This window comes from Microbacterium sp. NPDC096154, assembly GCF_040302945.1.
Lineage (GTDB): Bacteria > Actinomycetota > Actinomycetes > Actinomycetales > Microbacteriaceae > Microbacterium.
The window spans coordinates 113,761-139,765 of sequence record NZ_JBEOSM010000005.1 but is presented as its reverse complement, the minus strand read 5'-3'; the positions used below and the strand labels follow the sequence as shown (position 1 = coordinate 139,765).

General features: G+C 70.7%; 20 protein-coding genes. 14 read left to right on the top strand and 6 right to left on the bottom strand.

Annotated elements, in window-relative coordinates; all coding sequences use genetic code 11:
- The first annotated feature begins 106 nt into the window (after positions 1-106).
- From ABTW64_RS08870 to glgX, 3 genes are all read left to right on the top strand, one after another.
- The gene (locus ABTW64_RS08870; RefSeq protein WP_350621421.1) at positions 107-1,090 is read left to right on the top strand and encodes a DnaJ C-terminal domain-containing protein; all 984 of its coding nucleotides are present in this window, start codon (positions 107-109) and stop codon (positions 1,088-1,090) included.
- A 116-nt stretch (positions 1,091-1,206) separates the two neighbouring features.
- Complete coding sequence (locus ABTW64_RS08865) at positions 1,207-1,638, top strand: heat shock protein transcriptional repressor HspR (RefSeq protein WP_350621419.1); 432 nt, start codon at positions 1,207-1,209, stop codon at positions 1,636-1,638.
- A complete protein-coding gene (gene glgX, locus ABTW64_RS08860; RefSeq protein ID WP_350621417.1) occupies positions 1,635-3,791 on the top strand; it encodes a glycogen debranching protein GlgX in 2,157 nt (718 codons plus the stop codon). Before ABTW64_RS08865 ends, glgX begins: the two co-directional genes overlap by 4 nt.
- Positions 3,792-4,126: 335 nt before the next feature.
- On the opposite strand, the gene glgP is transcribed toward glgX, so the two are convergent.
- Positions 4,127-6,742, bottom strand: a complete 2,616-nt coding sequence (gene glgP / locus ABTW64_RS08855) for an alpha-glucan family phosphorylase (RefSeq protein ID WP_350621415.1) — start codon at positions 6,740-6,742, stop codon at positions 4,127-4,129.
- Between the two features lie 184 nt (positions 6,743-6,926).
- Between glgP and ABTW64_RS08850 the strand changes: the two genes are divergently transcribed.
- From ABTW64_RS08850 to glgB, 4 genes are read left to right on the top strand one after another with little or no spacing between them, the layout of a single operon-like run.
- Positions 6,927-8,924: an alpha-1,4-glucan--maltose-1-phosphate maltosyltransferase gene (locus ABTW64_RS08850; protein WP_350621413.1), complete on the top strand. Its 1,998-nt coding sequence runs from the start codon at positions 6,927-6,929 to the stop codon at positions 8,922-8,924.
- The gene (gene treS / locus ABTW64_RS08845) at positions 8,921-10,690 is read left to right on the top strand and encodes a maltose alpha-D-glucosyltransferase (protein WP_350621411.1); all 1,770 of its coding nucleotides are present in this window, start codon (positions 8,921-8,923) and stop codon (positions 10,688-10,690) included. The genes ABTW64_RS08850 and treS overlap by 4 nt, the downstream gene beginning before the upstream one ends.
- Entirely contained in the window at positions 10,687-12,141 is a 1,455-nt protein-coding gene (locus tag ABTW64_RS08840; RefSeq protein ID WP_350621409.1) for a maltokinase N-terminal cap-like domain-containing protein, read from the top strand. Before treS ends, ABTW64_RS08840 begins: the two co-directional genes overlap by 4 nt.
- Positions 12,138-14,390, top strand: a complete 2,253-nt coding sequence (glgB, locus tag ABTW64_RS08835) for a 1,4-alpha-glucan branching protein GlgB (RefSeq protein ID WP_350621407.1) — start codon at positions 12,138-12,140, stop codon at positions 14,388-14,390. Before ABTW64_RS08840 ends, glgB begins: the two co-directional genes overlap by 4 nt.
- A gap of 419 nt (positions 14,391-14,809) precedes the next feature.
- Here the strand turns inward: glgB and ABTW64_RS08830 are convergent, their stop codons facing one another.
- A complete protein-coding gene (locus tag ABTW64_RS08830) occupies positions 14,810-15,079 on the bottom strand; it encodes a GlsB/YeaQ/YmgE family stress response membrane protein (RefSeq protein ID WP_350621405.1) in 270 nt (89 codons plus the stop codon).
- A gap of 128 nt (positions 15,080-15,207) precedes the next feature.
- Complete coding sequence (locus tag ABTW64_RS08825) at positions 15,208-15,798, bottom strand: hypothetical protein (protein ID WP_350621404.1); 591 nt, start codon at positions 15,796-15,798, stop codon at positions 15,208-15,210.
- 31 nt (positions 15,799-15,829) lie between these two features.
- Between ABTW64_RS08825 and ABTW64_RS08820 the strand changes: the two genes are divergently transcribed.
- The 6 genes from ABTW64_RS08820 (at position 15,830) to ABTW64_RS08795 (ending at position 22,418) form a co-directional block, all read left to right on the top strand.
- Entirely contained in the window at positions 15,830-16,342 is a 513-nt protein-coding gene (locus ABTW64_RS08820) for an adenine phosphoribosyltransferase (RefSeq protein WP_350621402.1), read from the top strand.
- Between the two features lie 257 nt (positions 16,343-16,599).
- Complete coding sequence (locus ABTW64_RS08815) at positions 16,600-17,658, top strand: ABC transporter substrate-binding protein (protein WP_350621400.1); 1,059 nt, start codon at positions 16,600-16,602, stop codon at positions 17,656-17,658.
- 29 nt (positions 17,659-17,687) lie between these two features.
- On the top strand, positions 17,688-18,557 hold the full coding sequence (locus ABTW64_RS08810) for an ABC transporter ATP-binding protein (RefSeq protein WP_350621398.1): 870 nt from the start codon (positions 17,688-17,690) through the stop codon (positions 18,555-18,557).
- On the top strand, positions 18,550-19,359 hold the full coding sequence (locus ABTW64_RS08805; protein WP_350621396.1) for an ABC transporter permease: 810 nt from the start codon (positions 18,550-18,552) through the stop codon (positions 19,357-19,359). The genes ABTW64_RS08810 and ABTW64_RS08805 overlap by 8 nt, the downstream gene beginning before the upstream one ends.
- A 2-nt stretch (positions 19,360-19,361) precedes the next feature.
- On the top strand, positions 19,362-20,207 hold the full coding sequence (locus ABTW64_RS08800; RefSeq protein ID WP_350621394.1) for an ABC transporter permease: 846 nt from the start codon (positions 19,362-19,364) through the stop codon (positions 20,205-20,207).
- A 363-nt stretch (positions 20,208-20,570) separates the two neighbouring features.
- The gene (locus ABTW64_RS08795; protein WP_350621392.1) at positions 20,571-22,418 is read left to right on the top strand and encodes a coiled-coil domain-containing protein; all 1,848 of its coding nucleotides are present in this window, start codon (positions 20,571-20,573) and stop codon (positions 22,416-22,418) included.
- Positions 22,419-22,506: 88 nt separating this feature from the next.
- Here the strand turns inward: ABTW64_RS08795 and ABTW64_RS08790 are convergent, their stop codons facing one another.
- The 3 genes from ABTW64_RS08790 to purS all read right to left on the bottom strand — a co-directional run bounded on the left by ABTW64_RS08790 (position 22,507) and on the right by purS (position 24,523).
- Positions 22,507-23,448: a 2-hydroxyacid dehydrogenase gene (locus tag ABTW64_RS08790; RefSeq protein WP_350621390.1), complete on the bottom strand. Its 942-nt coding sequence runs from the start codon at positions 23,446-23,448 to the stop codon at positions 22,507-22,509.
- 104 nt (positions 23,449-23,552) lie between these two features.
- Positions 23,553-24,260 (bottom strand): phosphoribosylformylglycinamidine synthase subunit PurQ, encoded by a 708-nt coding sequence (purQ, locus tag ABTW64_RS08785; RefSeq protein WP_350621388.1) that lies wholly within the window; start codon positions 24,258-24,260, stop codon positions 23,553-23,555.
- The gene (gene purS / locus ABTW64_RS08780; protein WP_350621697.1) at positions 24,257-24,523 is read right to left on the bottom strand and encodes a phosphoribosylformylglycinamidine synthase subunit PurS; all 267 of its coding nucleotides are present in this window, start codon (positions 24,521-24,523) and stop codon (positions 24,257-24,259) included. Before purS ends, purQ begins: the two co-directional genes overlap by 4 nt.
- Before the next feature lie 200 nt (positions 24,524-24,723).
- Between purS and ABTW64_RS08775 the strand changes: the two genes are divergently transcribed.
- On the top strand, positions 24,724-26,001 hold the full coding sequence (locus ABTW64_RS08775) for an ABC transporter substrate-binding protein (RefSeq protein WP_350621386.1): 1,278 nt from the start codon (positions 24,724-24,726) through the stop codon (positions 25,999-26,001).
- The last annotated feature ends 4 nt before the right edge of the window (positions 26,002-26,005 follow it).

The following is a 26,005-nucleotide window of genomic DNA, read 5'->3' as shown; positions in this document are numbered from 1 at the left end:
GAGGCGTCTCGCCTGCGCCCTGCCGCCCCGCTCGACGATCGGGCACCCCCGTCGTCGAGCGGGCGCGGCGCAGACGAGACGCCCCCAGCCTCAGGAGAAGGTGAAGATGGCCAGTCAGGACTGGTTCGAGAAGGACTTCTACAAGGTCCTGGGTGTGTCGAAAGACGTCAGCGCGGCTGATCTCAAGAAGACGTACCGCAAGCTGGCGCGGCAGTACCACCCCGACTCCAACCCGGGGGACGCAGCCGCCGAGGCGAAGTTCAAGGAGATCAGCGAGGCATACGCCGTGCTCTCCGACCCCGCGCAGAAGGAGGAGTACGACCAGATCCGCGCGATGGGATCGGGCGCTCGCTTCACCGCGGGCGGCGGCGGCGCGGGTGGCTTCGACGACGTGTTCAGCGCGTTCACGCAGAACCGCGGATCGGCCCAGGACTTCGACGACATCTTCGCGATGTTCAACCAGGGCGGGGGCGGGCGGTTCGGTTCCGGCGGCTTCGGCCGGTCCACCGGCGGCTTCCGCGGCTTCGGCGGTCCGCAGAAGGGCGCCGACGTGCGGGCGCGCACGACCATCGACTTCGTCACCGCCGCCAAGGGCGAGACCATCTCGCTGCAGAGCGAGGAGGGCAAGCCCTTCAAGATCAAGATCCCGGCCGGCGTGGCGGACGGGCAGAAGATCCGACTGCGGGGCAAGGGCCGCCCGTCGCCGGACGGCGGCGAGAACGGCGACATCGTCGTCGAGGTGGCGGTGCGACCGCATCCGGTGTTCGTGCGCGAAGGACTGAACCTGCGCGTGGTCGTGCCCGTGACGTTCGCGGAGGCGGCTCTCGGGGCCACGATCGAGGTGCCGACGCTGGGCGGCGACCCCGTCAAGCTCCGGGTCGCGCCCGGAACCCCGTCGGGCCGCGTGCTGCGCGTCAAGGGACGCGGCATCGCGTCGCAGAAGGGCACGGGCGACCTGCTGGCCGAGGTGCAGGTGGTCGTGCCGGCGCACCTCGACGACGAGGCTCGTGAGGCGCTCGCGCGCTTTGTCGAGGTGGGGCCGCAGGGCGACCCGCGCGCCGACCTGATGAGCAAGGCGCACGGCTCGTAGCCTGGGCGTGTCCCCGTTGTGGCCGCTATGGCACCCGCATTCCGGCCACAGGTGGGACACGGCGACGGCGATTAGGGCCGCAAGTGGGACATGCACCGCGACGGGAGGAGGATCGGATGAGCGACACGTACGACATCGATGAGGACGCGCCCCTCTTCGCGATCGCGGTCGCGGCCGAGCTGGCGGGCATGCACCCGCAGACCCTGCGGCAGTACGACCGCATCGGCCTGGTCGTGCCGGGCCGCACGCGTGGCGGATCCCGCCGCTACTCGCCGCGCAACATCGAGCAGCTGCGCGAGGTCGCCCGCCTGTCGGGCGAGGGCATGAGTCTCGCCGCCATCGCGCGCGTGCTGGACCTCGAGGATGAGGTGCGCGATCTGCGTCGCCGCGTCGGCGAGCTGGAATCCCGTCTGCGCCACGAGATCGAGAACCGTCCCGGCGCCCGCGTCTTCGCGGCCGGTGCGACAGGATCCGTCGTCACGCTGAGGGCCGGAACGCGCGTGCGCCGCAGCGCCGACCTGGTGCTGTGGAGGCCGCCGGAGCGATGACCCCCGTCACGTGGCAAGCCCTCGGCGAGGCCGTCCCCATCTGGCCCGGACGGGAGTGGCCGCTGGGTGCCACGTGGTCACCCGACAGCACGAACTTCGCGGTCTACGCCCCCTACGCCTCGTCCGTCGAGCTGTGCCTCTTCGACGACGCCGGCCGCGAGACCCGCCACCGGCTCACGGAGCACACGCTGGGCATCTGGCACGGCGCGCTGCCGGATGTCGTGCCCGGTCAGCGGTACGGGTTCCGGGTCGACGGTCCGTGGGATCCGAAGAACGGTCTGCGCTTCAACCCGCACAAGCTGCTGCTCGACCCGTACGCGCTCGCGACGAGCGGCACGATCATCGCCGAGCAGCCCATCTACGGATCCCGCGAGGGCGATCCGGCCGTGCGCGACGACACCGACTCGTCCGGCTACACGGCGCGCAGCGTGGTGGTCGACCGGGCGTTCGACTGGGAGGACGACCGCCCGCCGGCCACGCGCTGGCGTGACACCGTGATCTACGAGCTGCACGTCAAGGGCTTCACGAAGCTGCACGACCGCATCCCCGAGCACCTGCGCGGCACGTACGCCGGCCTGGCCCACCCGGCCGTCACCTCGTACCTGCGCGACCTCGGCGTGACGGCGGTCGAGCTTCTGCCCGTGCAGCAGTTCTTCTCGGAACCAGCGCTGCTCGAGCGGGGTCTCACCAACTACTGGGGCTACAACACGATCTCGTACTTTGCGCCCGACGCGACGTACAGCTCGTCGGGCGATCGCGGCGGCCAGGTCGCCGAGTTCAAGCAGATGGTCAAGGCGCTGCACCGCGAGGGCATCGAGGTCATCCTCGACGTCGTCTACAACCACACCGCCGAGGCCGGGCCGGAGGGGCCGACGTTGTCGTTCCGCGGTCTCGACGACCGCGGCTTCTACAAGCGCGTCGTCGCCGCGGACGGCGGATTCGACGACCGCTACTGGGACGTGACCGGATGCGGCAACACGGTGAACGCGTGGAACCCGCTGGCGCTGCGGCTCATCCTGGACTCGCTGCGCTACTGGGTGACCGAGATGCACGTCGACGGCTTCCGCTTCGACCTCATGTCGGCGCTCACACGCACGGGCTACGACGTCGACTTCGACTGTGCGCTGCTGATCGCGATCGGACAGGACCCGATCCTGCGGCACGTGAAGCTCATCGCGGAGCCGTGGGATGTGTCGATGGAGGGATACCTCGTCGGCCGGATGCCGCCGCCCTGGGCGGAGTGGAACGACAAGTACCGCGACACGGTGCGCGACTTCTGGCGTGGGCGGGCCCCCATCCGCGACGTGGCGACCCGCCTCGCCGGGTCGAGCGACCTCTACGCCGACGATGGACGCAGCGCGTACAACTCCATCAACTTCATCACGGCGCACGACGGCTTCACGGTGCGAGACCTGGTCAGCTACGACAGCAAGCACAACGAGGCCAACGGGGAGCGCAACCGCGACGGCACCGACAACAACCGCTCGTGGAACCACGGCGTGGAGGGCGAGACCGACGACGCGGAGATCGTGGCCCTGCGTCGTCGGCAGGCGGCGAACATGATGGCCACGCTGTGCCTGTCGAACGGCGTTCCCATGCTCACCGCCGGCGACGAGCGCGGGCGCACCCAGCGCGGCAACAACAACGCGTACTGCCAGGACAACGAGATCTCGTGGATGGACTGGAGCGCGGACGACGCGTGGCTCGACGTCTACGAGGTCACGAAGGCGGCCCTGCGGCTGCGCCGCGAGCATCCGGCGCTGAGGCAGCGGCACTGGTTCGAGGGGCGGCCCACCATCCAGGGCGGCCCGAACGACCTCGCCTGGCTGCACCCGAGCGGCCGGCTCATGCGCCGTGACGACTGGACCGACGGGGGTCTGCGCACGATCGGGATGTTCGTCTCGGGCGCCCCGCTGCGCGAGCCCGGTCCGCAGGGACAGCAGCTGATCGACAGCTCGTTCCTGCTCTGGTTCAACGCCGCCGACACGGCGGTCGACGTGCCGCTGCCCCAGAACGAGTGGGTCTGCGTGGGCGACGTCGTGCTGTCGACGGATCCGGACGTCCCCGAGGGTGCCCGTGTCGAGGCCGGCACGACCCTGACCCTCGGCCCCCGGACCGTCGTCGTGGTCCGCTCCACCCAGGCCGTTGACTAGCGTCGGGCAGATTCACTGGCGTCGGCGACGCTAGCGAGTGCGCCGGGCGCTAGTGAAGCCCCGGGCTCTGCGCCCCGGCGCTAGTGAACCCGCCGGGCGCTAGTGAACCGCCGGGGGCTAGTCAACCGGCCGGGTTCAGCCCCCCGGTTGTTGGCTAGCGCCGGGCGGATTCACTCGCGTCGGCGACGCTAGCGAGTGCGCCGGGCGCTAGTAAACCCGCCGGGCGCTAGCGAACCGGGCGGGTCCACCCCCGCCGGGCGCTAGTAACCCGCCGGGCGCTAGTAAACCCGCCGGGCGCTAGTAAACCCGCCGGGCGCTAGTAACGCCCCGCGGAGCTACGCCAGCGCGGCGAGGCCGAGCTCGGCCGTCGAGGCGAGGTGCGCGTTCTTCGGTACCACGCGCACGGTGTAGCCGAACGGACCCGCGCGGTCCAGGCGCACGCTGCCCGCGAAGCAGACGCGCCCGCCGGCGAACTCGTCGAGGGGGCTCAGCCGCGCGATCCGCACCGAAGAGAGCTGATCGTCGCCCTCGGCACGCCCATGGATCAGCTGCACCTCGACGTCGTCGGGCGTCAGACCGCCCAGCGCGACGTAGGCCTGCACCGACAGCTCGGCGCCCACCTCGGCGGCCTGATCCACGCCGGCCGACTCGACGTGGTCGACCCGCACGTCGTGCCAGGCCTCGCGCACGCGGCGCTTCCATGCCGCGAGCTCGATCGCGCCGGCGAAGTCGCCGTCCAGCGCCCGCGCCGCGGCGGCGGCCGGCGCGTAGAGCTGCCCCACGTAGTCGCGCACCATGCGGGTGGCGAGCACCTTGGGGCCGAGCGAGTCGAGGGTGTGCCGCATCATCTCCATCCATCGGCGCGGAACGCCCTCGGCGTCGCGATCGTAGAACCGAGGGGCGATCTCGCGTTCGATCAGGTCGTACAGTGCGGTGGCCTCGAGGTCGTCGCGCTTGTGCGGGTCGTCGAGGCCGTCGGCCGACGGGATGGCCCACCCGTTCTCGCCGTCGTACCACTCGTCCCACCACCCGTCGAGGATCGACAGGTTCAGGCCGCCGTTGAGCGCGGCCTTCATGCCGCTCGTACCGCAGGCCTCGTACGGCCGCAGCGGGTTGTTGAGCCACACGTCGCACCCCGGGTACAGGTGCTGGGCCATGCCGATGTCGTAGTTCGGCAGGAACACGATGCGGTGGCGCACGCCCGCGCCGTCGGCGAACCGCACGAGCTCCTGGATGAGCCGCTTGCCCCCGTCGTCGGCCGGATGCGCCTTGCCCGCGATCACGAGCTGCACCGGGCGCTCGGGATCGAGCAGCAACCGCGCGAGGCGCTCCTGGTCGCGCAGCATGAGCGTCAGCCGCTTGTACGACGGCACGCGCCGCGCAAACCCGATCGTGAGCACGTCGGGCGACAGGGCCTCGTCGATCCATCCGAGTTCGGCCGCCGCGGCACCCCGCTTGGCCCAGGATGCGCGCAGCCGCGCACGGGCGTCGTCGACCAGCCGCTGGCGCAGCTGCCGTTTGATCGCCCACACGCGCGCGAACGGAACCTGCTCGAGTGCCCGGGCGAACGCGTCCGGATCGCCGTCGATGTCGGCGCCGATCTCGTGGATCAGCTCGCGGAACTCGCGTGCGACCCACGTGGGCGCGTGAACGCCGTTGGTGATCGACCCGATCGGCACCTCCGGCTCGTCGAAGGCGGGCCAGAGTCCGTTGAACATGTCGCGGCTGACGTGCCCGTGCAGCTGCGAGACACCGTTGGCTCGCTGTCCGAGGCGGAAGCCCATCACCGCCATGTTGAACATCGAGGGATCGCCGCCGGTGTAGTCCTCAGCGCCGAGTGCCAGCACACGGTCGACGGGAACGCCGGGCAGCACGCCGCCCTCGGTGGCGAAGTACTGCGCGATCAGGGTGCGGTCGAAGCGGTCGATGCCCGCCGGCACGGGCGTGTGGGTCGTGAAGACGGTGGATGCGCGCGCGATCTCGAGCGCGTCGTCGAACGCCAGGTGCACGCCATCCTGCGTCGGGGCGTCGGCACCGGCACCGGCACCGGCACCGGCGTCGCCGAGCGTCAGCTCGCGGATGCGCTCGAGCCCCTGGAACCCGGCGTGGCCCTCGTTGGTGTGGTACACCTCGGGCGTAGCGGCGCCCGTGATGCGGCAGTACGCCCGCAGCGCCCGCACGCCGCCCACGCCGAGCAGCAGCTCCTGCCTCAGGCGGTGCTCGCTGCCCCCGCCGTAGAGCCGGTCGGTCACGTCGACGTAGTGCGGTGGGTTGGTGTCGACGTCGGTGTCGAGCATCAGCAGCGGCACGCGCCCGACCTGCGCGACCCAGATGCGCGCCCTCAGGTCGGGGCCGTCGGGCATGGCGATCGAGATCGTCGCCGTGCTGCCGTCGGCCTCGCGCAGGGCCGTGATGGGCATCTCGTCGGGGTCGAGCACGGGGTACGACTCCAGCTGCCAGCCCTCCCGCGACAGCGCCTGCGTGAAGTAGCCGTGGCGGTACAGCAGGCCCACGCCGATCACGGGCACGCCGAGGTCGCTGGCGGCCTTGAGATGGTCGCCGGCCAGGATGCCGAGGCCGCCCGAGTACTGGGGCAGCGCGGCCGCGATGCCGAACTCGGGGGAGAAGTACGCGATCGTGCGCGGCCCCTCGGGCACGCTGCGCTGGTACCAGAGGTCGTCGGCCAGGTACGCGCGCAGGTCGTCGCGCACGCGCCCCAGCCGCTCGACGAACGCCGCGTCGGTCGCCAGCTCGTCGAAGCGCGACGTGCTCACCGCGCCCAGCAGGCGCACCGGATCCTGCAGCTCGCGCCAAAGATGCGGATCGACGTGCGTGAAGACATCCTGCGTCTCGAGGTGCCAGCACCAGCGCAGGTTGCCGGCCAGCTCGCCGAGCGCGGCGAGCGGCTCGGGCAGGACGGGACGGACCGTGAAACGACGGATCGCGCGCATGTGCCCACGCTAGCCCGGAGACCCCGCGGCCCGACAGGTCGCACCGGGGCGGGCGCCGGAGACCCTGCGGCCCGACAGCGCGCATCAGTGCCTCCGAGCCCCCCGGGTTACACCCTCGTGAAGCCTCTGGCAAGGGTGGGCCGGAAGATGGTCACGAATGCCCCCGCTGTGCAAAGTTGGGCACATGGTCGGACGCATCCCAGTCATCGATGTGCATCCCCTGGTCGACCGGGGTCGACGCCCCGCCAAGGCGACCGTCGGCGAGCCGCTGCCCGTGCAGGCCACGGTGTTCCGCGAGGGGCATGATCAGCTCGGCGCCGAAGCGGTGCTCATCGGGCCGGATGGCGCGCGCCGCGAGCCCGTGCGGATGCGGGAGCTGATCAAGGGCACCGACCGGTACGAGGCCTGGGTGACGCCGGATGCACCGGGCGACTGGGCGTTCGAGGTGCACGCGTTCTCCGACGCGCTGGGCACCTGGACGCACGACGCGGGCATCAAGATCCGCGCGGGCGTGGACGTCGAGCTGATGTTCCTCGAGGCGCGGCTGCTGCTCGAGCGCATCCGCGACGACGCGGCGGCGTCCGGCGGGCTGGCGCTGAGCGCCGACGACGAGGCGGTCCTGACGGCGGCGCTCGACGCCGCGACCGACGAGATCCGGCCCGTCGAGGCACGGCTCGCGGTGCTGGAGGGCCCCGAGACGCAGGCGCTGTTCCTGCGCCACCCGCTGCGCGACCTGCTCACGGTCGAGGGGCCGTTTCCGCTCTACGCCGACCGGCGCCGGGCCCTCACGGGCAGCTGGTACGAGTTCTTCCCCCGGTCGGAGGGGGCTAAGGTCGACAAGCGCACCGGCAAGGTGATCAGCGGCACGTTCAAGACCGCCGCGAAGAGCCTCGACCGCGTCGCCGCGATGGGCTTCGACGTGCTGTATCTGCCGCCCATCCACCCGATCGGCGAGGTCAACCGCAAGGGCCCCAACAACACGCTCACCCCCGGACCGGACGACCCCGGATCGCCGTGGGCCATCGGATCGAAGGACGGCGGCCACGACGCGATCCACCCGGATCTCGGCACGTTCGACGACTTCGACGCGTTCGTGCGAAAGGCCAAGCGCCTGGGCATCGAGGTGGCTCTCGACCTGGCGCTGCAGGCCGCGCCGGATCACCCGTGGGTCACGGAGCACCCGCAGTTCTTCCGGCATCGGGCGGACGGCACGATCGCGTACGCCGAGAACCCGCCGAAGAAGTACCAGGACATCTACCCGGTGTACTTCGACGACGACTTCGACGGCGTCCTGGCCGAGGTCACGCGCGTGGTGCGGCTGTGGATGTCGCGTGGCGTGCGCATCTTCCGCGTCGACAACCCCCACACCAAGCCCGTGATCTTCTGGGAGCGGCTGCTCGCCGACATCCGGGCGACCGATCCGGATGTCCTCTTCTTGTCGGAGGCGTTCACGCGGCCCGCCATGATGCACACGCTCGGCTCGGTCGGCTTCCACCAGTCGTACACGTACTTCACGTGGCGCGTGGCGAAGGACGAGATCGAGGACTACCTGCGCGAGGTGTCGCGCGAGAGCGACCACCTGATGCGGCCCAACTTCTGGGTCAACACCCCCGACATCCTGCACGCCACGCTGCAGTACGGCGGGCCGGCGATGTTCGCGATCCGCGCGACGCTCGCCGCCATGGCCACCCCGTCGTGGGGCATGTACGCGGGCTACGAGCTGTTCGAGCACGTCGCCGTGCGGCCCGGGAGCGAGGAGTACCTCGACAGCGAGAAGTACCAGATCCGCATCCGCGACTGGCAGGCCGCCGAGGAGTCCGGCCGCACCCTCGCGCCGTACATCAGCCGGCTCAACGAGCTGCGCCGCACGCACCCCGCCCTGGGCCTGCTGCGCAACCTCGTGGTGCACGCGGCCGACGACGAGCACATCCTGTGCTTCTCGAAGACGCACACCGAGCCCGACGGGTCGACCGACACCGTGATCGTCGTGATCAACCTCGACCCGCACGGCGCGCACGAGACGATCGTGCGCCTCGACCGCGAGGCCGCCGGCCTGCCCGAGACCTTCGTGGTGCACGACGAGCTCACGGGGGTCGAGTGGGTGTGGGGAGCCGACAACTATGTGCGCCTCGACCCCGCCGGGGACGTGGCGCACATCCTGAGCGTGAGGAGCGCAGGATGACCGCACCCTCCGAGCCGGCCCCCATCACGACGTCGATCCCGATCCTGTCGCAGGAGCCGTTCCCCGACAGCCCGGTGAGGGCGCAGCCGGAGTGGTTCAAGACCGCCGTGTTCTACGAGGTGCTCGTGCGCTCGTTCAAGGACGGCGACGGCGACGGCACCGGCGACTTCCGCGGGCTGACCGAGAAGCTCGACTACCTCGAGTGGCTCGGCGTCGACTGCCTGTGGCTGCCGCCGTTCTTCCCGTCGCCGCTGCGCGACGGCGGATACGACGTGGCCGACTATACGGGCGTGCTGCCCGAGCTGGGCACGGTGGACGACTTCCGAGCGTTCATGGACGCCGCGCACGCGCGGGGCATCAAGGTGATCATCGACTTCGTCATGAACCACACCAGCGACGAGCACCCGTGGTTCCAGGCGAGCCGGTCGGATCCCGACGGCCCGTACGGCGACTTCTACGTGTGGAGCGACACCGACGAGCTGTACGAGGACGCCCGCATCATCTTCGTCGACACCGAACCGAGCAACTGGACCTGGGATCCGGTGCGCCAGCAGTACTTCTGGCACCGGTTCTTCTCGCACCAGCCCGACCTCAACTTCGACAACCCGAAGGTGCACGAGGCGATGCTCGACGCCATGCGGTTCTGGCTCGACATGGGGCTCGACGGCTTCCGGCTCGACGCCGTGCCGTACCTCTACGAGCGCCCGGGCACCAACGGCGAGAACCTGCCCGAGACGCACGAGTTCCTGCGCAAGGTGCGCCGCATCGTCGACGAGGAGTACCCGGGGCGGGTGCTGCTGGCCGAGGCGAATCAGTGGCCCGCTGACGTGGTCGACTACTTCGGCAACCCCGAGGTGGGCGGCGACGAGTGCCACATGTGCTTCCACTTCCCGGTGATGCCGCGCATCTTCATGGCGGTGCGGCGCGAGTCGCGCTACCCGATCAGCGAGATCCTGGCCCAGACGCCGCCCATCCCGTCCGGATGCCAGTGGGGCATCTTCCTGCGCAACCACGACGAGCTCACGCTCGAGATGGTCACGGACGAGGACCGCGACTACATGTGGAACGAGTACGCGCGCGATCCCCGGATGAAGGCCAACATCGGCATCCGCCGTCGGCTCGCGCCCCTGCTCGAGAACGACATCGACCAGATCGAGCTGTTCACGGCGCTGCTGCTGTCGCTGCCCGGGTCGCCGGTGCTGTACTACGGCGACGAGATCGGGATGGGCGACAACATCTGGCTCGGCGATCGCGACGGCGTGCGCACGCCCATGCAGTGGACGAGCGACCGCAACGCCGGGTTCTCGACGGCGAACCCGGGCAAGCTCTCGCTGCCGGTCGTGCAGGATCCGGTGTACGGCTACCTGGCGGTCAACGTCGAGGCGCAGCAGGAGGACCGGTCGTCGCTGCTGCACTGGACGCGCCAGATCATCCAGGCGCGCAAGCGCCATCCGGCCTTCGGCCTGGGCAGCTTCAACGACCTGGGCGGGTCGAACCCCGCGGTGCTGTCGTACTCGCGAGAGCACACCAACGCCGACGGCACGGTCGACGTGATCGTCTGCGTCAACAACCTGTCGCAGTTCCCGCAGCCGGTGGAACTGGACCTGCGGCGATTCGAGGGGATGGTGCCGGTCGAGCTGATCGGCGGCGTGCCGTTCCCCCGCATCGGCGAGCTGCCGTACCTGCTCACGCTGGGCGGGCACGGGTTCTACTGGTTCCAGCTGCATGCACCGGCGGACGAGTCGGAGGAGGTCGGGCTGCTGTGAACGACATCGATTCCCACGAGCTGGGGCATGAGGTGCTCGACGGATACCTGGCGCGCACCCGCTGGTTCGGGGGCAAGGGGCGCCCGTTCGCGATCGGCGACGTGCATGAGATCGCGGAGCTGCCGGGAGGCGAAAGCGGCCCATCCGTGACGGTGTACCTGGTGACGGTCGAGTACTCGGACGACGAGGGCGGCGCCGAGCTGTACCAGGTGCCGCTGTCGATCTACGACGAGCTGCAGGAGCGCATCGCCTACGCGTACATCGGATCGCTCGACGGCCCCGACGGCCGCCCGCGGCACCTGTACGACGCCGCGCACGACCGCGCCGCCATGGCGCTGTGGCTCGAGGGCTTCATCGCGGCGGAGGCGTCGGGCACGGCCAAGCAGGATGGACTGCGCTTCCGCCGCGTGAAGGTCGACGGGCAGGAGCTCGACCGCGAGTGGCGCGCGAGCCCCCTCACGGGCGAGCAGTCCAACACGTCGGTGCGGTTCGACGACTCGGCCATCATGAAGCTGTTCCGCAAGGTGAGCCCCGGCGTGAACCCCGACATCGAGATCCACGAGGAGCTCACGCGCGGCGGGTCGGACTTCATCGCCGACCTCTACGGCTGGGTGGAGGTCGACGTGCCGGGCGGAGCGGCCGGCGGCGAGGGCGGCGTCCTGCAGCTCGCGATGCTGCAGCGCTTCCTGCGCACGGCCTCCGACGGCTTCGAGCTCGCGACGGGCAGCGTGCGAACGCTGCTGGCCGACCTCGAGTTGAGCGTCGAGGAGTCGGGCGGCGACTTCGCCGGCGAGGCTGCGCGGCTGGGCGAGGCGCTCGCCGCGGTGCACAGGATGCTCGCCGAGCGCTTCCCGTCGGAGGAGCGGGGCGGCGAAGCCGCCGGCGAGCTCGCCGCCGCGATGACGGCACGCCTCGACCAGGCGCGGCGCATCGTTCCGGAGATCGAGCCCTATGCGGAGAAGCTGAGCGGCGCGTACCGCGCGATCGCGCAGCTGGGCGCGTTGCGCGTGCAGCGCGTGCATGGCGACCTGCACCTGGGCCAGACGCTGCGCACGTCGCATGGGTGGAAGATCGTCGACTTCGAGGGCGAGCCCGGGCGTCCGTTCGCCGAGAGGGCTCTGCCCGACTCGCCCTGGCGCGACGTCGCAGGCATGCTGCGCTCGTTCGACTACGCCGCCCGGGTCGTCGAGATGTCGTCGACCGGTGTCGCCGACTCCGACGCGCCGCTGTGCGCGCAGCGCGCACGGGAGTGGTCGGCGCGCGCCAGGCGGCACTTCCTGGAGGCGTACGTCGCGGCGCTCGGCCCCGATGCCGGCGACGAGGACGAGCGTCGGGTGCTGCTCGACGCATATGTGGCCGACAAGGCCGTGTACGAGGCCGTGTACGAGAAGCGCAATCGCCCGTCGTGGATCTCGATCCCGCTGGCGGCGCTCGAGAGGATCGGAGGATGATGGGCGAGCCCCAGATCCTGCCCGTCGACCGCGCGACGCTCACGGCGGTGGCCGCGGGCCTGCACCACGACGCACACGCCGTGCTGGGCCCGCACCCGCACGACGGCGGCGTCACCGTGCGCGTGCTGAAGCCGCTGGCCTCGGCCGTGGTGGTGCGGTACCAGACCGCGCCGACCCGCCGGTTCCCCGACGGCTGGGTGGCCGTCGAGCTGCAGCACGAGCACGAGGGCATCTGGGCGGGGGTGCTGCCGCTGTCGCCCGGCGCGTCGGCCGAGGACGTGCCCGCCTACCGCGTCGAGACGTCGTACGGCGAGGGGGACGAGCGTGTGACGCACGTGCGCGACGATCCCTACCGCTTCCTCCCCACGCTGGGCGAGGTCGACCTGCATCTGATCGGCGAGGGGCGGCACGAGGCGCTGTGGCGTGTGCTCGGCGCGCACGTGCACCGCTACGAGGGCTGGGGAGAGGCGCCGGATGTCATGGGCACGGCGTTCGCGGTGTGGGCGCCGCGCGCTCGCGCCGTGCGCGTCAAGGCCGACTTCAACGACTGGGACGGTCGCGAGCACCCGATGCGGCGGCTGGGCTCATCCGGCGTCTGGGAGCTGTTCGTGCCCGACGTGGGCGCCGGCGCGCACTACAAGTTCCAGATCCTGGGCGTCGACGGCGTCTGGCGCGAGAAGGCCGACCCCATGGCGACCTACGCCGAGCGTCCGCCCATGACCGCGTCGATCGTGCACGACTCGACGTACGAGTGGGGCGACGGGGAGTGGATGGAGAGCCGCGCCGCCCACGGCCGTCGCGGTCACACCGACCGCCCGATGGCGATCTACGAGGTGCATCTCGGGTCCTGGCGCCGCGGCCTCACGTACGAGCAGCTCGCGGACGAGCTGGTCGGGTATGTCAGCGACCTCGGGTTCACGCATGTCGAGTTCATGCCCGTGATGCAGCATCCGTTCGGGGGCTCGTGGGGCTACCACGTGACGTCGTACTACGCGGCCGACAGCCGCTTCGGAGATCCGGATGGCCTGCGCCTGCTGATCGACCGGCTGCACCAGGCCGGCATCGGCGTGATCCTCGACTGGGTGCCCGGGCACTTCGCGACCGACGAGTGGGCCCTCGCACGCTTCGACGGGGCCCCGCTGTACGAGGACCCGAACCCGCAGCGCGGCTGGCACAAGGAGTGGGGCTCGCACATCTTCGACTTCGGCAACCCGCCGGTGCGCAACTTCCTCTACGCCAACGCCGTGTTCTGGCTCGAGGAGTTCCACGCCGATGGCCTGCGCGTCGACGGCGTGGCCTCGATGCTCTACCTCGACTACGCGCGCCAGCCGGGGGAGTGGACGCCGAACAAGCACGGCGGGCACGAGAACCTCGAGGCGGTGCAGTTCCTGCAGGAGATGAACGCGACCGTCTACCGGCGCGTGCCGGGCGTGGTCACCATCGCCGAGGAGTCGACATCGTGGCCGGGAGTCACGCGGCCGACGTCGCGCGGCGGTCTCGGCTTCGGCTTCAAGTGGAACATGGGCTGGATGCACGACTCGCTCGGCTACATCAAGCGCGACCCCGTGCATCGCGCGCACCACCACCACGAGCTGACCTTCGCTCTCACGTATGCGTACAGCGAGAACTACGTGCTGCCGATCTCGCACGACGAGGTCGTGCACGGCAAGGGGTCGCTGCTGCGCAAGGCGCCGGGTGACCGCTGGCGCCAGCTGGCGACCCTCCGCGCGTACCTCGCCTTCATGTGGGCGCATCCGGGCAAGCAGCTGGTCTTCATGGGAGCGGAGCTGGCGCAGGAGTCCGAGTGGGCGGAGTCCCGCGAGCTCGACTGGTGGCTGCTCGACCTGCCCGACCACCGGGGCGTGCACCAGGCGATGCGCGACATCAACGCCCGGTACCGGGAGACGCCCGCCCTCTGGGCGCTCGACACGCAGCCCGCGGGCTTCGAGTGGCTGGTGGCGGATGACGCGAGCGCCAACGTGTACGCCTTCGTGCGCCGCGACGGCGTCGACCCCGACGAGGGCGGCTCGCTGCTGGTCTCGGTGACCAACTTCTCGGCGCAGCCGCACGACCGCTACGGGCTGCGCTTCCCGGCGCCGGGCGTGTGGGATGAAGTGCTCAACACCGACGCCTCCGGCTACGGCGGCTCGGGCGTCGGCAACCTGGGACGCGTCGAGGTGCCTGCGTCCGGGGTCGCCGAGGTCGCGCTCCCGCCCCTCGCCACGGTGTGGTTCCGGATGGCCGGCTGACCGCGTTCTCATAGCGCGCTTCGCGCGCGTCTCGCACGCGTTCGGGCGCCGCTTCGTGGGCCCTCCGCGAGCGAGGCGCTGTCGCTTCGCTCCATCGCGCCAGCGCTTCGCGCTGCGGGCTTCGCTTCGCTCAACGCTCGCTTCGCTCGCACAGGGGTCGAACGGGGGCGTCGCCCTCACGTCCGGTCACCGAGGTCCGGTCGTTCAGTCAGCGCCTGCGCGGGGGCGAGACGCCCAAGCGCCGCCGCGCGCTGGGAGCCCGTCCCGGAACGCAAGAACGCCCGCCGCAGCAGCGGCGGGCGTTCTGTCCGGGAGCCTCTTCCCCTCCGGGGCCGACCCGCTGTCGCGGGGTCAGGTGGCTCGTGAGAGGGGGCTCCCCGTGCGGTCGGGCGCGGGGGAGGATGCGCCCGACGTCTGTGTCATCGGGTCGTCTTGTTGCGACCCGTGATGAGGCCCCAGATCAGCAGCACGATGATCGCGCCGCCGATGGCGAGCAGCCAGGTGGAAAGGCTCCAGAACTCATTGATCCCCACGTTGAAGATCAACGACCCGAGCCAACCGCCGAGGATGGCGCCGACGACTCCGAGGATAAGCGTGGCGATCCAGCCGCCACCCTGCCGTCCGGGCAGGATCGCCTTCGCGATCGCTCCGGCGAGGAGTCCGAGGATGATCCATCCGATGAAGCCCATGACGCGCTCCCTTCCTGCGGGGATCTCCCGCGACATCTAAGGTATGAGCGCCGAGGAACAGTCGGCAGGGGCTTGACATCGCCTGGGAATATGCGCTTAGACGCTCCGCTGAGCGGGAAAGCGGGGGCTCAGGCCGGTCCGAGCCGCAGCACGCCGGTCGACTCGGTCACGCGCAGGTCGTCGACGACGCGCAACGTCCGTGCCAGCTCGTCGACCGCGCCGACCACCGCGCCGAATCGGGCGCGGTCGCTGCAGACGGCAGTGAGCGACACGAAGTGCGCGCCCGTGTCCCACGTATATTCCGCCAGCGGAGGACTGTTCGGCGCAGGCGGCTGCTCCAGCACGAGGCGCTCGCCCATGCCCAGGTAGAGGCCCTGGAACGGCTCGGTGTCGTCGTATTCCATCGGCATCATGGCTCGTGCCGCGCGCAGCTGGGGAGTGATCGGCTGCGCCTGTGCCGCCACGACGAGCAGCTCGGGGTCGTCCTTCCACACCCAGATCAGCAGGCGCCCGTCGGCGCGGCGCATCAGCAGGGGAGCGGCCTGGCTGAGGGTCCACGCCAGCATCCCGCTGCCCCGGCCCTGACCGCCCATGAGCAGCGATCCCTGGCCCAGCAGCATCCGGATGGCCGCCTTGCGATGGCGGCGCCCGCGCAGCCCCAGCGATCCGGTCACCGGCACCCAGCGCGCCGCGTCTGCGTCAGCCTGCAGTCGGATCATGCCTCCAGCGTAGGTGCGCGAGGATGGAGGGGTGGATGCCCTCGCCCGTGCCGAGTCCCTGATCGCCCTGACGCCCGACTACCCCGAGCCCGGCGTGCTGTTCCGCGACGTGTCGCCGCTGCTGGCCGACGGCGACGCGCTGCGCACGGTCATCCGGGCCCTGATCGAGCCGTTCGACGGGCGCTTCGACATCGTCGCGGGCATCGAGGCCCGGGGCTTCCTGCTCGCGGGCTACGCGGCGGCGCTCGCCGGCGTCGGCATGCTGCAGATCCGCAAGGCCGGCAAGCTCCCCCGCCCGGCTGCCGCCGTCTCGTACGCGCTGGAATACGGCACCGCCACGATCGAGGCGCCCGGCGTCCTGCGTGAGGGCGAGCGGGTGCTGCTGCTCGACGACGTCCTCGCCACGGGAGGCACGCTCGCCGCGGCGCAGAGTCTCGTCGCCCAGCTCGGCGCCTCCGTCGTGGGCTCGGCCGTGGTGCTCGAGCTGAACGACCTCGGCGGCCGGGCGATCGCCGGCGACGTGCACGCCGTCTTCACCGCCTGACGCCCGCCGGCGAGACATCCCGGGTATCGATCCTGCAACGGACGCTGCTCGCGCGGCGGCATGCTGTTATTTCGCAGGTCGGCCACGGCATGATGTTTTACATCGCCGAAACGCGGGTGTCCGGCTGGCTTCTTCGCTGCGCCCTACGGTGGAAAGGTCGGCCAGTCCCCGCCGATCACCCTCCCGGCGTGAGACCCCCCGGATCTTTCCGGATGTCGGATCACGCCCCGTCCCGCACGAGTGGAGACCGTTCCATCATGACCCGCACCCCCTTCATCCGCCGCGGCCTCGCGGCCGCCGGCCTGACCTTCGCCGGCGCTCTTGCGCTGACCGCCTGCGGCGGCGGCGCCGACGCCGAGCAGCCCGCCGCGGGCGAGTCGGCCGGCCACGGCAGCATCACGGTCCAGCAGAGCTGGATCAAGAACGAGGAGTTCGCCGGCGAGTTCTATGCGACCTCGAAGGGCTACTACGAGGAGGCGGGCTTCGACGAGGTCACGCTGCTCGAGGGCCCCTCGACGGGCATCGCCGAGCTCATGGGCGGCACGGTGCAGGTCGCGCTCAACGACCCGCTGGCCGTCGGCGCCGCGGTCGCGAACGAGGGCGCCACGATCAAGATGATCGGCGCCACGTACCAGAAGAACCCCTTCACGATCCTGTCGCTGAAGGACGGCGCCGACATCGCCACGGTCGACGACCTCGCGGGCAAGACCATCGGCGTGCAGGACTCGAACCGCGCCGCCTTCGACGCGTTCCTCGAGGCCAACGGCATCGCGCAGGACGAGGTCGAGATCGTGGCTGTGCAGTACGACCCGGCGCCGCTCACCAACGGCGAGGTCGACGGCTTCTACGGCTACCTCACGAACGAGGCGCTCACGGTCAAGCTGGCCGGACACGAGATCACGAACCTGCCCCTCGCCGACAACGGCTTCCCGCTGGTCGCCGAGACCGTGTCCGTCACCGATCAGTACCTCGCCGAGAACCGCGAACTGCTCAAGGACTTCCTGGTCGCCGAGATCAAGGGCTGGACCGACGTGCTCGCCGACCCGGAGCAGGCCGCTGAGGATGTCGTCGCCGACTTCGGCACCGACCTCGACCCGGTCAAGACCCTCGAGGCCATGACGGCGCAGATCGATCTGATCTCCACGCCCGACACCGAGGAGCACGGTCTGTTCGTCATCACGGAGGAGATGCAGCAGGCGACGGTCGACAGCCTCGCCGGCGCCGGTATCGAGGTCGCGGCCTCCGACATCTTCGACCTGAGCCTCCTCGAAGAGGTCTACGCCGAGAACCCCGAGCTCGTCGACTACGCCGGCTGACGCTCACGACCGCGGAGAGATTCGACACCGTGACCGACACGGCAGCAACGACCGGTGCCCAGGATGTCCTGGGCACCGGTCTGCACATCAGCGGACTGAACAAGGTCTTCCGGCAGGGGCGGCGCGACGTCGTCGCCCTGCAGGATGCGAACCTCCACACCGAGCAGGGCGCCTTCCTGTCGCTGCTGGGTCCCTCGGGATGCGGCAAGTCGACCATCCTGCGCATCCTGGCCGGGCTCGAGTCGGCGACGAGCGGCACGACGCGGGTCGACGGCCACACGCCGGCCGAGCTGCGCGCCTCGAACAAGCTGGGCATCGCGTTCCAGGATGCGGCGCTGCTGCCCTGGCGCAGCGTGCAGTCGAACATCCAGCTGCCGTTCGAGGTGGCGGGCAAGCCGGTCGACAAGGACTACGTCGCCGAATTGATCGCCCTCGTCGGGCTGACAGGCTTCGAGAAGGCCAAGCCGGCTCAGCTGTCGGGCGGCATGCGCCAGCGCGTGTCGATCGCGCGCTCGCTGGTGATGAAGCCCGACGTGCTGCTGTTCGACGAGCCGTTCGGCGCGCTCGACGACATGACGCGCCAGCGCCTCAACCTCGAGCTGCTGCGCATCTGGACCGAGAAGCCCGCGACCACGCTGCTGGTGACGCACGGCATCTCGGAGGCCATCTTCCTGAGCGACAAGGTCGCGGTCATGACGCCGCGCCCCGGGCGCATCAAGGAGGTCATGGACATCGACTTGCCGCGCCCGCGCACGCCCGAGATGATGCGCACGCCCGAGTTCCATGCGTACGTCGACCATGCGTCCGACCTGCTGTTCGGGTCGCCCTCCGCTGCGGATGACGGCGAGCCCGCGGCGTCTGCGGAGGCCGTCGTGCAGAGCGGGACCGCGGATGGCTGACGCGCGCGTCGCACGACGCCCCATCCCCTCGTCGGTGTGGGGAGCGGTCGGCGTGGTCGGCGTCGTCGCACTGTGGTGGCTGCTCGCCGCCACCGTGCTGTCGTGCCTCGGACCGAGCTGCGCGCAGCCGATCCCGACGCCGGGCCAGGTGGCGGTCGAGGCGGTGCAGCGCGGCTGGGCGTACTTCGCGCCCCAGTTCGGCGTGACGCTGGCCGAGGCCGGCCTGGGCTATCTGTGGGGCAACGGCCTCGCGCTGCTGTTCGCGGCGCTCGTGCTCGTCGTTCCGCGGCTCGAGGGCGTCGTCATGCAGCTCGCGACCATCACGTACTGCCTGCCGATCGTCGCGATGGGCATGGTGCTGATCGTGATGCTGCCGATCCCGAAGGCCGGGGACGCCTCGGCGACGTCGATCATCCTGGCCGCCCTCAGCGTGTTCTTCACCACGGTCGTCGGCGCGCTGCTCGGGCTCAAGGCGGCCGACCGCAGCGCGCTCGACGTCGTCGCGGTGTACGGCGGCTCGCGGCTCACGCAGCTCGTCAAGGTGCGCCTGGTCGCGGCGCTGCCCGCCATCCTGAACGCGCTGCAGATCGCCGTGCCCGCCGCGTTCCTCGGCGCCGTGCTCGGTGAGTTCTTCGGCAAGGTCCAGGCGGGCGTCGGCCGGGCGATGATGGTCGCCCAGGTCGACTTCAACGCGCCGCTGGTGTGGGCCCTGGCGATCCTCTCCGGCATCGTCGCGCTTGCCGGCTACTGGGTCGTCGGGCTCGTCGCGCACGCCGCCGCGCCGTGGTCGAAGGGAGCGTGAGGATGAGCGACGCTACCGAGACCTCCGCGTCCCTGCGCCGTCAGGCCGCCGTGTCGACGGCGCGCGTGCTGGGCCGCGGGCTGCTGATGTTCGCCCTCACGCTCGTGGTCGTCACCGCGCTGTGGCAGGTCATGCTGTGGGTGTTCGGGGTCAACCCCTACGTCGGCAAGGGGCCGGCGGACATCTGGACCTACCTGATGGCCGACGACGCCGCGGCTGAGAACCGCGCCCTGCTGTTCGGACGGCTGGGGGTGACCCTGGGGCACGCGCTCCTCGGCTTCGCGGCCGGACTCGTCGTCGCGCTGCTCGGGGCCATCCTGTTCCAGCTCAACCGCGGCATCGAGCACACGCTCATGCCCCTCGCGATGCTGCTGCGCTCGGTGCCGCTGGTCGCCATGGCGCCCGTCATCACCCTGATCTTCGGCCGCGACCTCTGGTCGGTGGCCGTGATCGGCGGCATCGTGGTGCTGTTCCCGGCGCTGGTGAACATCGTCTTCGGCCTGCGCTCGGCATCGCCGCAGATGAACGACGTGGTGCACGTGTACGGCGGGTCGGCGTTCACGGCGCTGCGCAAGGTGGCCCTGCCTTCGTCGCTGCCGGCCTTCTTCGCCGCCGTGCGCATCTCGGTGCCTGGGGCCATCACGGGGGCGCTGCTGGCCGAGTGGCTGGCGACCAGCGATGGCATCGGCGGCGGTATCGGCCCCGCGATCTCGCAGTCGAAGTTCCCCGAGGTGTGGGCGTCGGTCGTGCTCGTCACCGCAGCGGCCCTGATCCTCTACAACGTGATGCAGGTGGTCGAGGATGTCGCGCTGACCCGGATGGGCATGCATCCGGTGAAGGGCGTCTGAGCGGCGCCGAGCCGCTCCCTCGACCCTGCCCGGGCGCGCTCGCTCGGCCTAGGGCCGATACGCGGGTCTTCGGCGCTCACGGCCCTCGCGGCGCACAGCTTCCCGAGCTGCCCCTCAGCGCCGTCGAGCTGTCGACGCGCTCGGCACGGCTGAGCCACCAGTCGGCATCAATGCCGTGCCCATGGGGTGGTCGGTCGCGGGATGGAGAGTCGTGTCGACGGCAGTGGGGAGCCGTGCCCAGGTGGGCACCTCTCCACGGGGCACTCCGCCGGAGTTCCGGGATATCGGTGCTTACCGTAGCGGAGGCGCGCCGAACGGTGCGCCCCGATGGCGCCATCGGAAGACGAAGGGAACTCGACACCTATGTCGAAGCTCAAGAACTCGCTGCGCAAGGGTGCGGCGTTCGGTGCGGCGACCGCCGTGCTCGCCGCGGGACTCGTCAGCGTGGGCACCGCCGCGAACGCCACCAGCGCGGAGGCCGACGGCAGCATCGTCCTGACGGCGACCGAGATCGCGGCCGACCTCTCGCTCGTGCTCGACGCCGCCGACCTCGGTCTGTCGCCCGAGCAGCTGCAGGCCCTGATCGACGACATCGCCGCACAGCTGGCCGACCAGATCACCGCCGAGCAGCTGCAGGCCCTGATCGACCAGATCACCGCGCTGGCCGAGCAGCTCGACCCCGCGCAGCTGCAGCAGATCGTCGACGACATCGCCGCGCTGGTCGCCGAGGGGCTCAACCCCGCCCAGCTGCAGGCCGTGGTCGACCAGATCACCGCGCTGGCCGAGCAGCTCGACCCCGCGCAGCTGCAGGTGGCCGTCGACCAGCTCGTCGCCCTCGCGCAGGGCGCGCTCGACCCGGCGCAGCTGCAGGAGATCCTCGATCAGCTGAGTGCCCTCGGGCTCGACCCCGCCGCTCTGCAGGCCGTGATCGACCAGATCGAGTCGCTCGCCGACGTGCTGGACGCCGCCACGCTGCAGATCGTGATCGACCAGCTCTCGATCCTCGCGCTCGTGAACGTCGACCCCGCCGTGATCGAGGATGTCGCGGCCCAGGTCGCGGCGCTCGTCGAGCAGATCGCCGACCCCGCGCAGCTGGAGGCTGTGCTCGGTCAGCTGGCCGCGCTCGCTCAGGTGCTCGACCCCGCCGCACTCGAGGCCGCTCTGGCCCAGATCGCCGAGCTCGCCGAGATGCTCGACCCGACCGCGGTCCAGGCCGCGATCGAGGAGCTCGTCGCTCAGTTGGGTCTTGACCCGGCGGCGCTCGAGGCGGCCATCGCTCAGCTCGAGACCGTGCTGGCTCAGCTTCAGGACCAGCTCGCAGCCCTCGACCCGGCGGTCGTGGCCGCGATCGCCCAGCAGGTGGCTGACCTCGTGGCCGGCGCGGTCGACCCGGCTGTCATCCAGGACGTGGTCGACCAGCTCGTCGCCCTCAGCGAGACGCTGACGCCGGTGCAGCTGCAGCTGATCGTCGGCACGCTCACCACGATCACCGCCGAGCTCGACCCGGCCGCGCTGCTCAACATCCTGGAGCAGCTGGGTGCGCTGGACCCGGCGATGCTGCAGGCGCTGCTGGAGCAGCTGGGTGCGCTGGATCCGGCGATGCTGCAGGCGCTGCTGGAGCAGCTGGGTGCGCTGGACCCGGCGATGCTGCAGGCGCTGCTGGAGCAGCTGGGTGCGCTGGACCCGGCGATGCTGCAGAACCTGCTGGAGCAGCTGAGCGCGCTCGACCCCGCGCTCCTGCTGGACGTCCTCGAGCAGCTCGGTGCGCTCGACCCGGCCATCCTTCAGGACATCCTCGAGCAGCTCGCCGCGCTCGACCCGGCCATGCTGCAGGAGATCCTCGAGCAGCTTCCCGGCCTCTCGGCCCTTGACCCGGCCCAGCTGAAGGCGGTGCTCGACTCGATCATCGATCAGCTGCTGAACGGTGCCGACCTGGGCCTCGTCGCGAAGGTCGTGGACGCGGTGCAGCAGGTCACCGACCGGGTGGGCCTGCGTGGCGCAGAGCTCAACGACTGGCTCGACGAGCTGGCCGCAGGCCTCGACGACAGCCTCGGCGCCGGCCTGGGGGCGGTCCAGGGTCTGCTGGGCAACTTGCTCGACAGCCTCACCGAGGAGCCCGTCGAGACGCAGCCCGAGAGCCCGCTGGGAGGCCTCGGGGGTCTGCTGGGAGGCCTCACGGGCTTGCTCGGCGGTTTGGGTCTGCGCGGCTGACGCCACCAGGGATGGCGCACCGTCGCCGCCCGCACACCGGAACCCCCGGGCCTCAGCCCGGGGGTTCAGTGTCTCTCGGTGAGGCGCCTCAGGCGTCGATCACCACGTTGATCGGATCCTCTCCGCGTGCCATCCGCTCGGCCTGGGTCGCCACGAGCTTGGCGATGCGGGGACGCATGGCAGCCGAGCGCCCGCCCACGTGGGGCGCGATCACGACGCCCGGCAACGACCACAGCGGGTGGTCCTCCGGCAGCGGTTCGGGGTCGAAGACGTCGCTGGCGACGCGAAGGCGCCCGCGGCGCACATGGTCGACCAGGGCATCGGTGTCGACGATCGGCCCGCGGCCGACGTTCACCACCAGGGCTCCATCCGGCAGCGCCGACAGCGCGGCATCGTCGACCAGGTGACGGGTCTCGGGACCGCCCGGCAGCACGATCACCAGGATGTCTGCGGTCGGCAGCAGCTCGGGTAGCTCGTCGATCGCATGCACGTCGATGCCGTCCTCCTTCCGGGCGCTCGACGCGACCGGAACGAGCTCGACCTCGAACGGCAGCAGGCGGTCGGCGATGGCCTTCGCCACTCCTCCGAAGCCCAGCATGACGACGCGCTTGTCGGCCAGGCCGGTCGACTCGAACGACTCCCACACGCCCCGATCCTGGTTGCGCACCATCCGGTCGATCTCGCGCTGCGCCGTCAGCATGAGCGCCAGCGTGAGCTCGGCCGTCGCGGTCTCGTGCACCGACGCGGCGTTCGCGTACACGGTGCCGGCGGGCAGCCGCTCGGCGACGCCGTCGTAGCCGATCGCCTGCCCCTGTACGAGGCGGTGGGGCACATCCGCCAGCGCGGCCAGCGTCTGTCCCTGCTTCATGTAGGGAGGCACGACGATGTCGAGGCGCTCGCGCGGCGCGGGCGCCGAGCCGTCCCACTCGACGATCTCGATCGGCAGGTTCGGATCGATCAGGCCGCGCACATCCTCGGCGAGCTCGGCGGTGGGCACGGACAAGACCACGGATTCGGGGGAGTCGCTCACCCTCTCGACCCTAGTGGCGCGTCCGTGGGCGAGGCTCCATGCCGGCGCACGAAACGGCGCCGCCGCGTCCGGGGAGGGGAGCGGCGGCGCCGGGCGGAAGTCGCTTACGCGGCCTGTGCGACGGTGGCCGCGATCGCGCTGGTGAAGAACCCGAGGCCGTCGATGCCCGAACGCATGGCCGCCATCGTGCCGGGGCCGAAGCCGGGCTCGACCGCGTGCTCGGGGTGCGGCATCAGCCCCACGACGTTGCCGCGCTCGTTGGTGAGCCCCGCGATGTCGTTGAGCGATCCGTTGGGGTTGACGCCGAGGTAGCGGAAAGCCACCTGGCCTTCGCCCTCGATGCGCGCGAGCGTCTCGGCGTCGGCGATGTAGCCGCCGTCGGCGTTCTTCAGCGGGATGACGATCTCCTGGCCCACTTCGAACGCGCTGGTCCACGCGGTCGACGCGTTCTCGACGCGCAGGCGCTGGTCGCGACGGATGAACTGCTGGTGCGCGTTGCGGATCAGGCCGCCGGGAAGCAGATGCGCCTCGACCAGCATCTGGAAGCCGTTGCAGATGCCGAGCACGGGCATGCCCTTGGCGGCCGCGTCCTTGACCTCCGCCATGATCGGGGCGTGCGCGGCGATCGCGCCGGCGCGCAGGTAGTCGCCGTAGCTGAAGCCGCCCGGCAGCACGAGGGCGTCGACGCCGTCGAGGTCGTGCGAGCCGTGCCACAGCGCCACGGGCTCGCCGCCGGCGAGGCGGATGGCGCGCTGCGCATCGCGGTCGTCCAGCGACCCGGGGAAGGTGATGACGCCGATCCGGGCGGTCATGCGGAGACCCGGCTGTCGGCGAGCACCTCGACGTTCACGACGTCCTCGATGACCGAGTTCGACAGGATCTCGTCGGCGACCTGGCGGGCCTCCGCGAGCAGCTCGTCGGTGACCTCGCCCTCGACGGTGAGCTCGATGCGCTTGCCGATGCGCACGTTCTGGAAGGCGCCGTGGCCAAGGCGCGCGAGCGATCCGGTGACCGCCTTGCCCTGCGGGTCCAGCAGCTCGGCCTTGGGCATGACGTCGACGACGATGATGGGCATGTTCGAGCTCCGGGAATCGAGGGCGGGCATCACCGACATTCTACGGGCCGAACCTGGCAGCCGAGCGTGCGCGCGACGAGCCGGTCAACGGATATGACGGATCACAAGCTCGTCACGGTGCTTGCATCCATGGGAGCGCTCCCATAGAGTCGTCGCGATCCGGTGGGAGCGCTCCCACACGCACACACAAAGGAGTGACTGTGAACTCACGTGCCTTCCGCCGCGGCGCCGCCGCGGTGTCGGCTGTCGCCGTCGGCGCCATCGCGCTCGCCGGCTGCACGGGGGGCGGCGGGGGTGCCCCTGCCGCGTCCGCGGACCCGAACGCGCCGGTCGAGCTGACGATCGCCACGTTCAACGACTTCGGCTACTCGGACGAGCTCCTTCAGGAGTACATGGACGACCACCCGAACGTGACCATCGTGCACAACAAGGCCGCGACGTCGAACGACGCGCGCGCCAACTTCTTCCAGAAGCTCGGCAACACGGGTCTGGCCGACATCGAAGCGATCGAGATCGACTGGACCGCCGAGATGATGCAGTACTCCGACATGCTCGCGCCCGTGCCCGAGGACCTGAAGGGCCGCTGGCTCGACTGGAAGGAGGCCGCGGTCACCGACGCCGAGGGCAACATGGTCGGCTATGGCACCGACATCGGCCCTCAGGCCGTCTGCTACCGCGCCGACCTGTTCGAGGCGGCCGGCCTGCCGACCGACCGCGAAGAGGTCGCCGGCCTGTTCACCACGTGGGACGACCTGTTCCAGGTGGGCGCCGACTACAAGGAGAAGACCGGCAAGCCGTTCCTCGACTCGGCCAACTCGGTGCTGCAGGGTCTGGCCAACCAGCTCGAGGAGACCTACGAGGACGCCGAGGGCAACGTCATCGCGATGGACAACCCCGACGTCAAGACGATGTACGACACGGTCGTCGAGAAGGCGGTTCCGATCACGGCCTACGCCGGCCAGTGGAGCGAGGACTGGTACGCGTCCATGGCCAACGGCGAGTTCGCCGCCATGCTGTGCCCGCCGTGGATGCACGGCATCATCTCGGGCGAGGCCCCCGACGTCACCGGATGGGACATCGCCGACGTCTTCCCCGGTGGCGGCGGCAACTGGGGCGGCTCGTACCTGACGGTGCCGGCCAACGGCGACAACGTCGCGGCGGCCCAGGAGCTCGCGGCGTGGCTCACCTCGCCCGAGATCCAGGCGCGCGCGTTCGCGAACGTGGGGGCGTTCCCGAGCCAGCCCGAGGCCTACGAGATGGCCGAGGTGACCGATGCCACCAACGAGTACTTCAACGACGCCCCGGTGGGCCAGATCAACGCGCACCGCTCGGAGGCCATCACGGTCTCGCCCGTCAAGGGCCCGAAGTACTTCCAGTTCCACGAGGCGCTCAACCAGGCCGTCACCCGCGTCTTCGACGGCCTGCAGTCGCCGGAGGAGTCGTGGGACGCGTGGGTGACCGAGGTGTCGGCGTTCTGAGGCC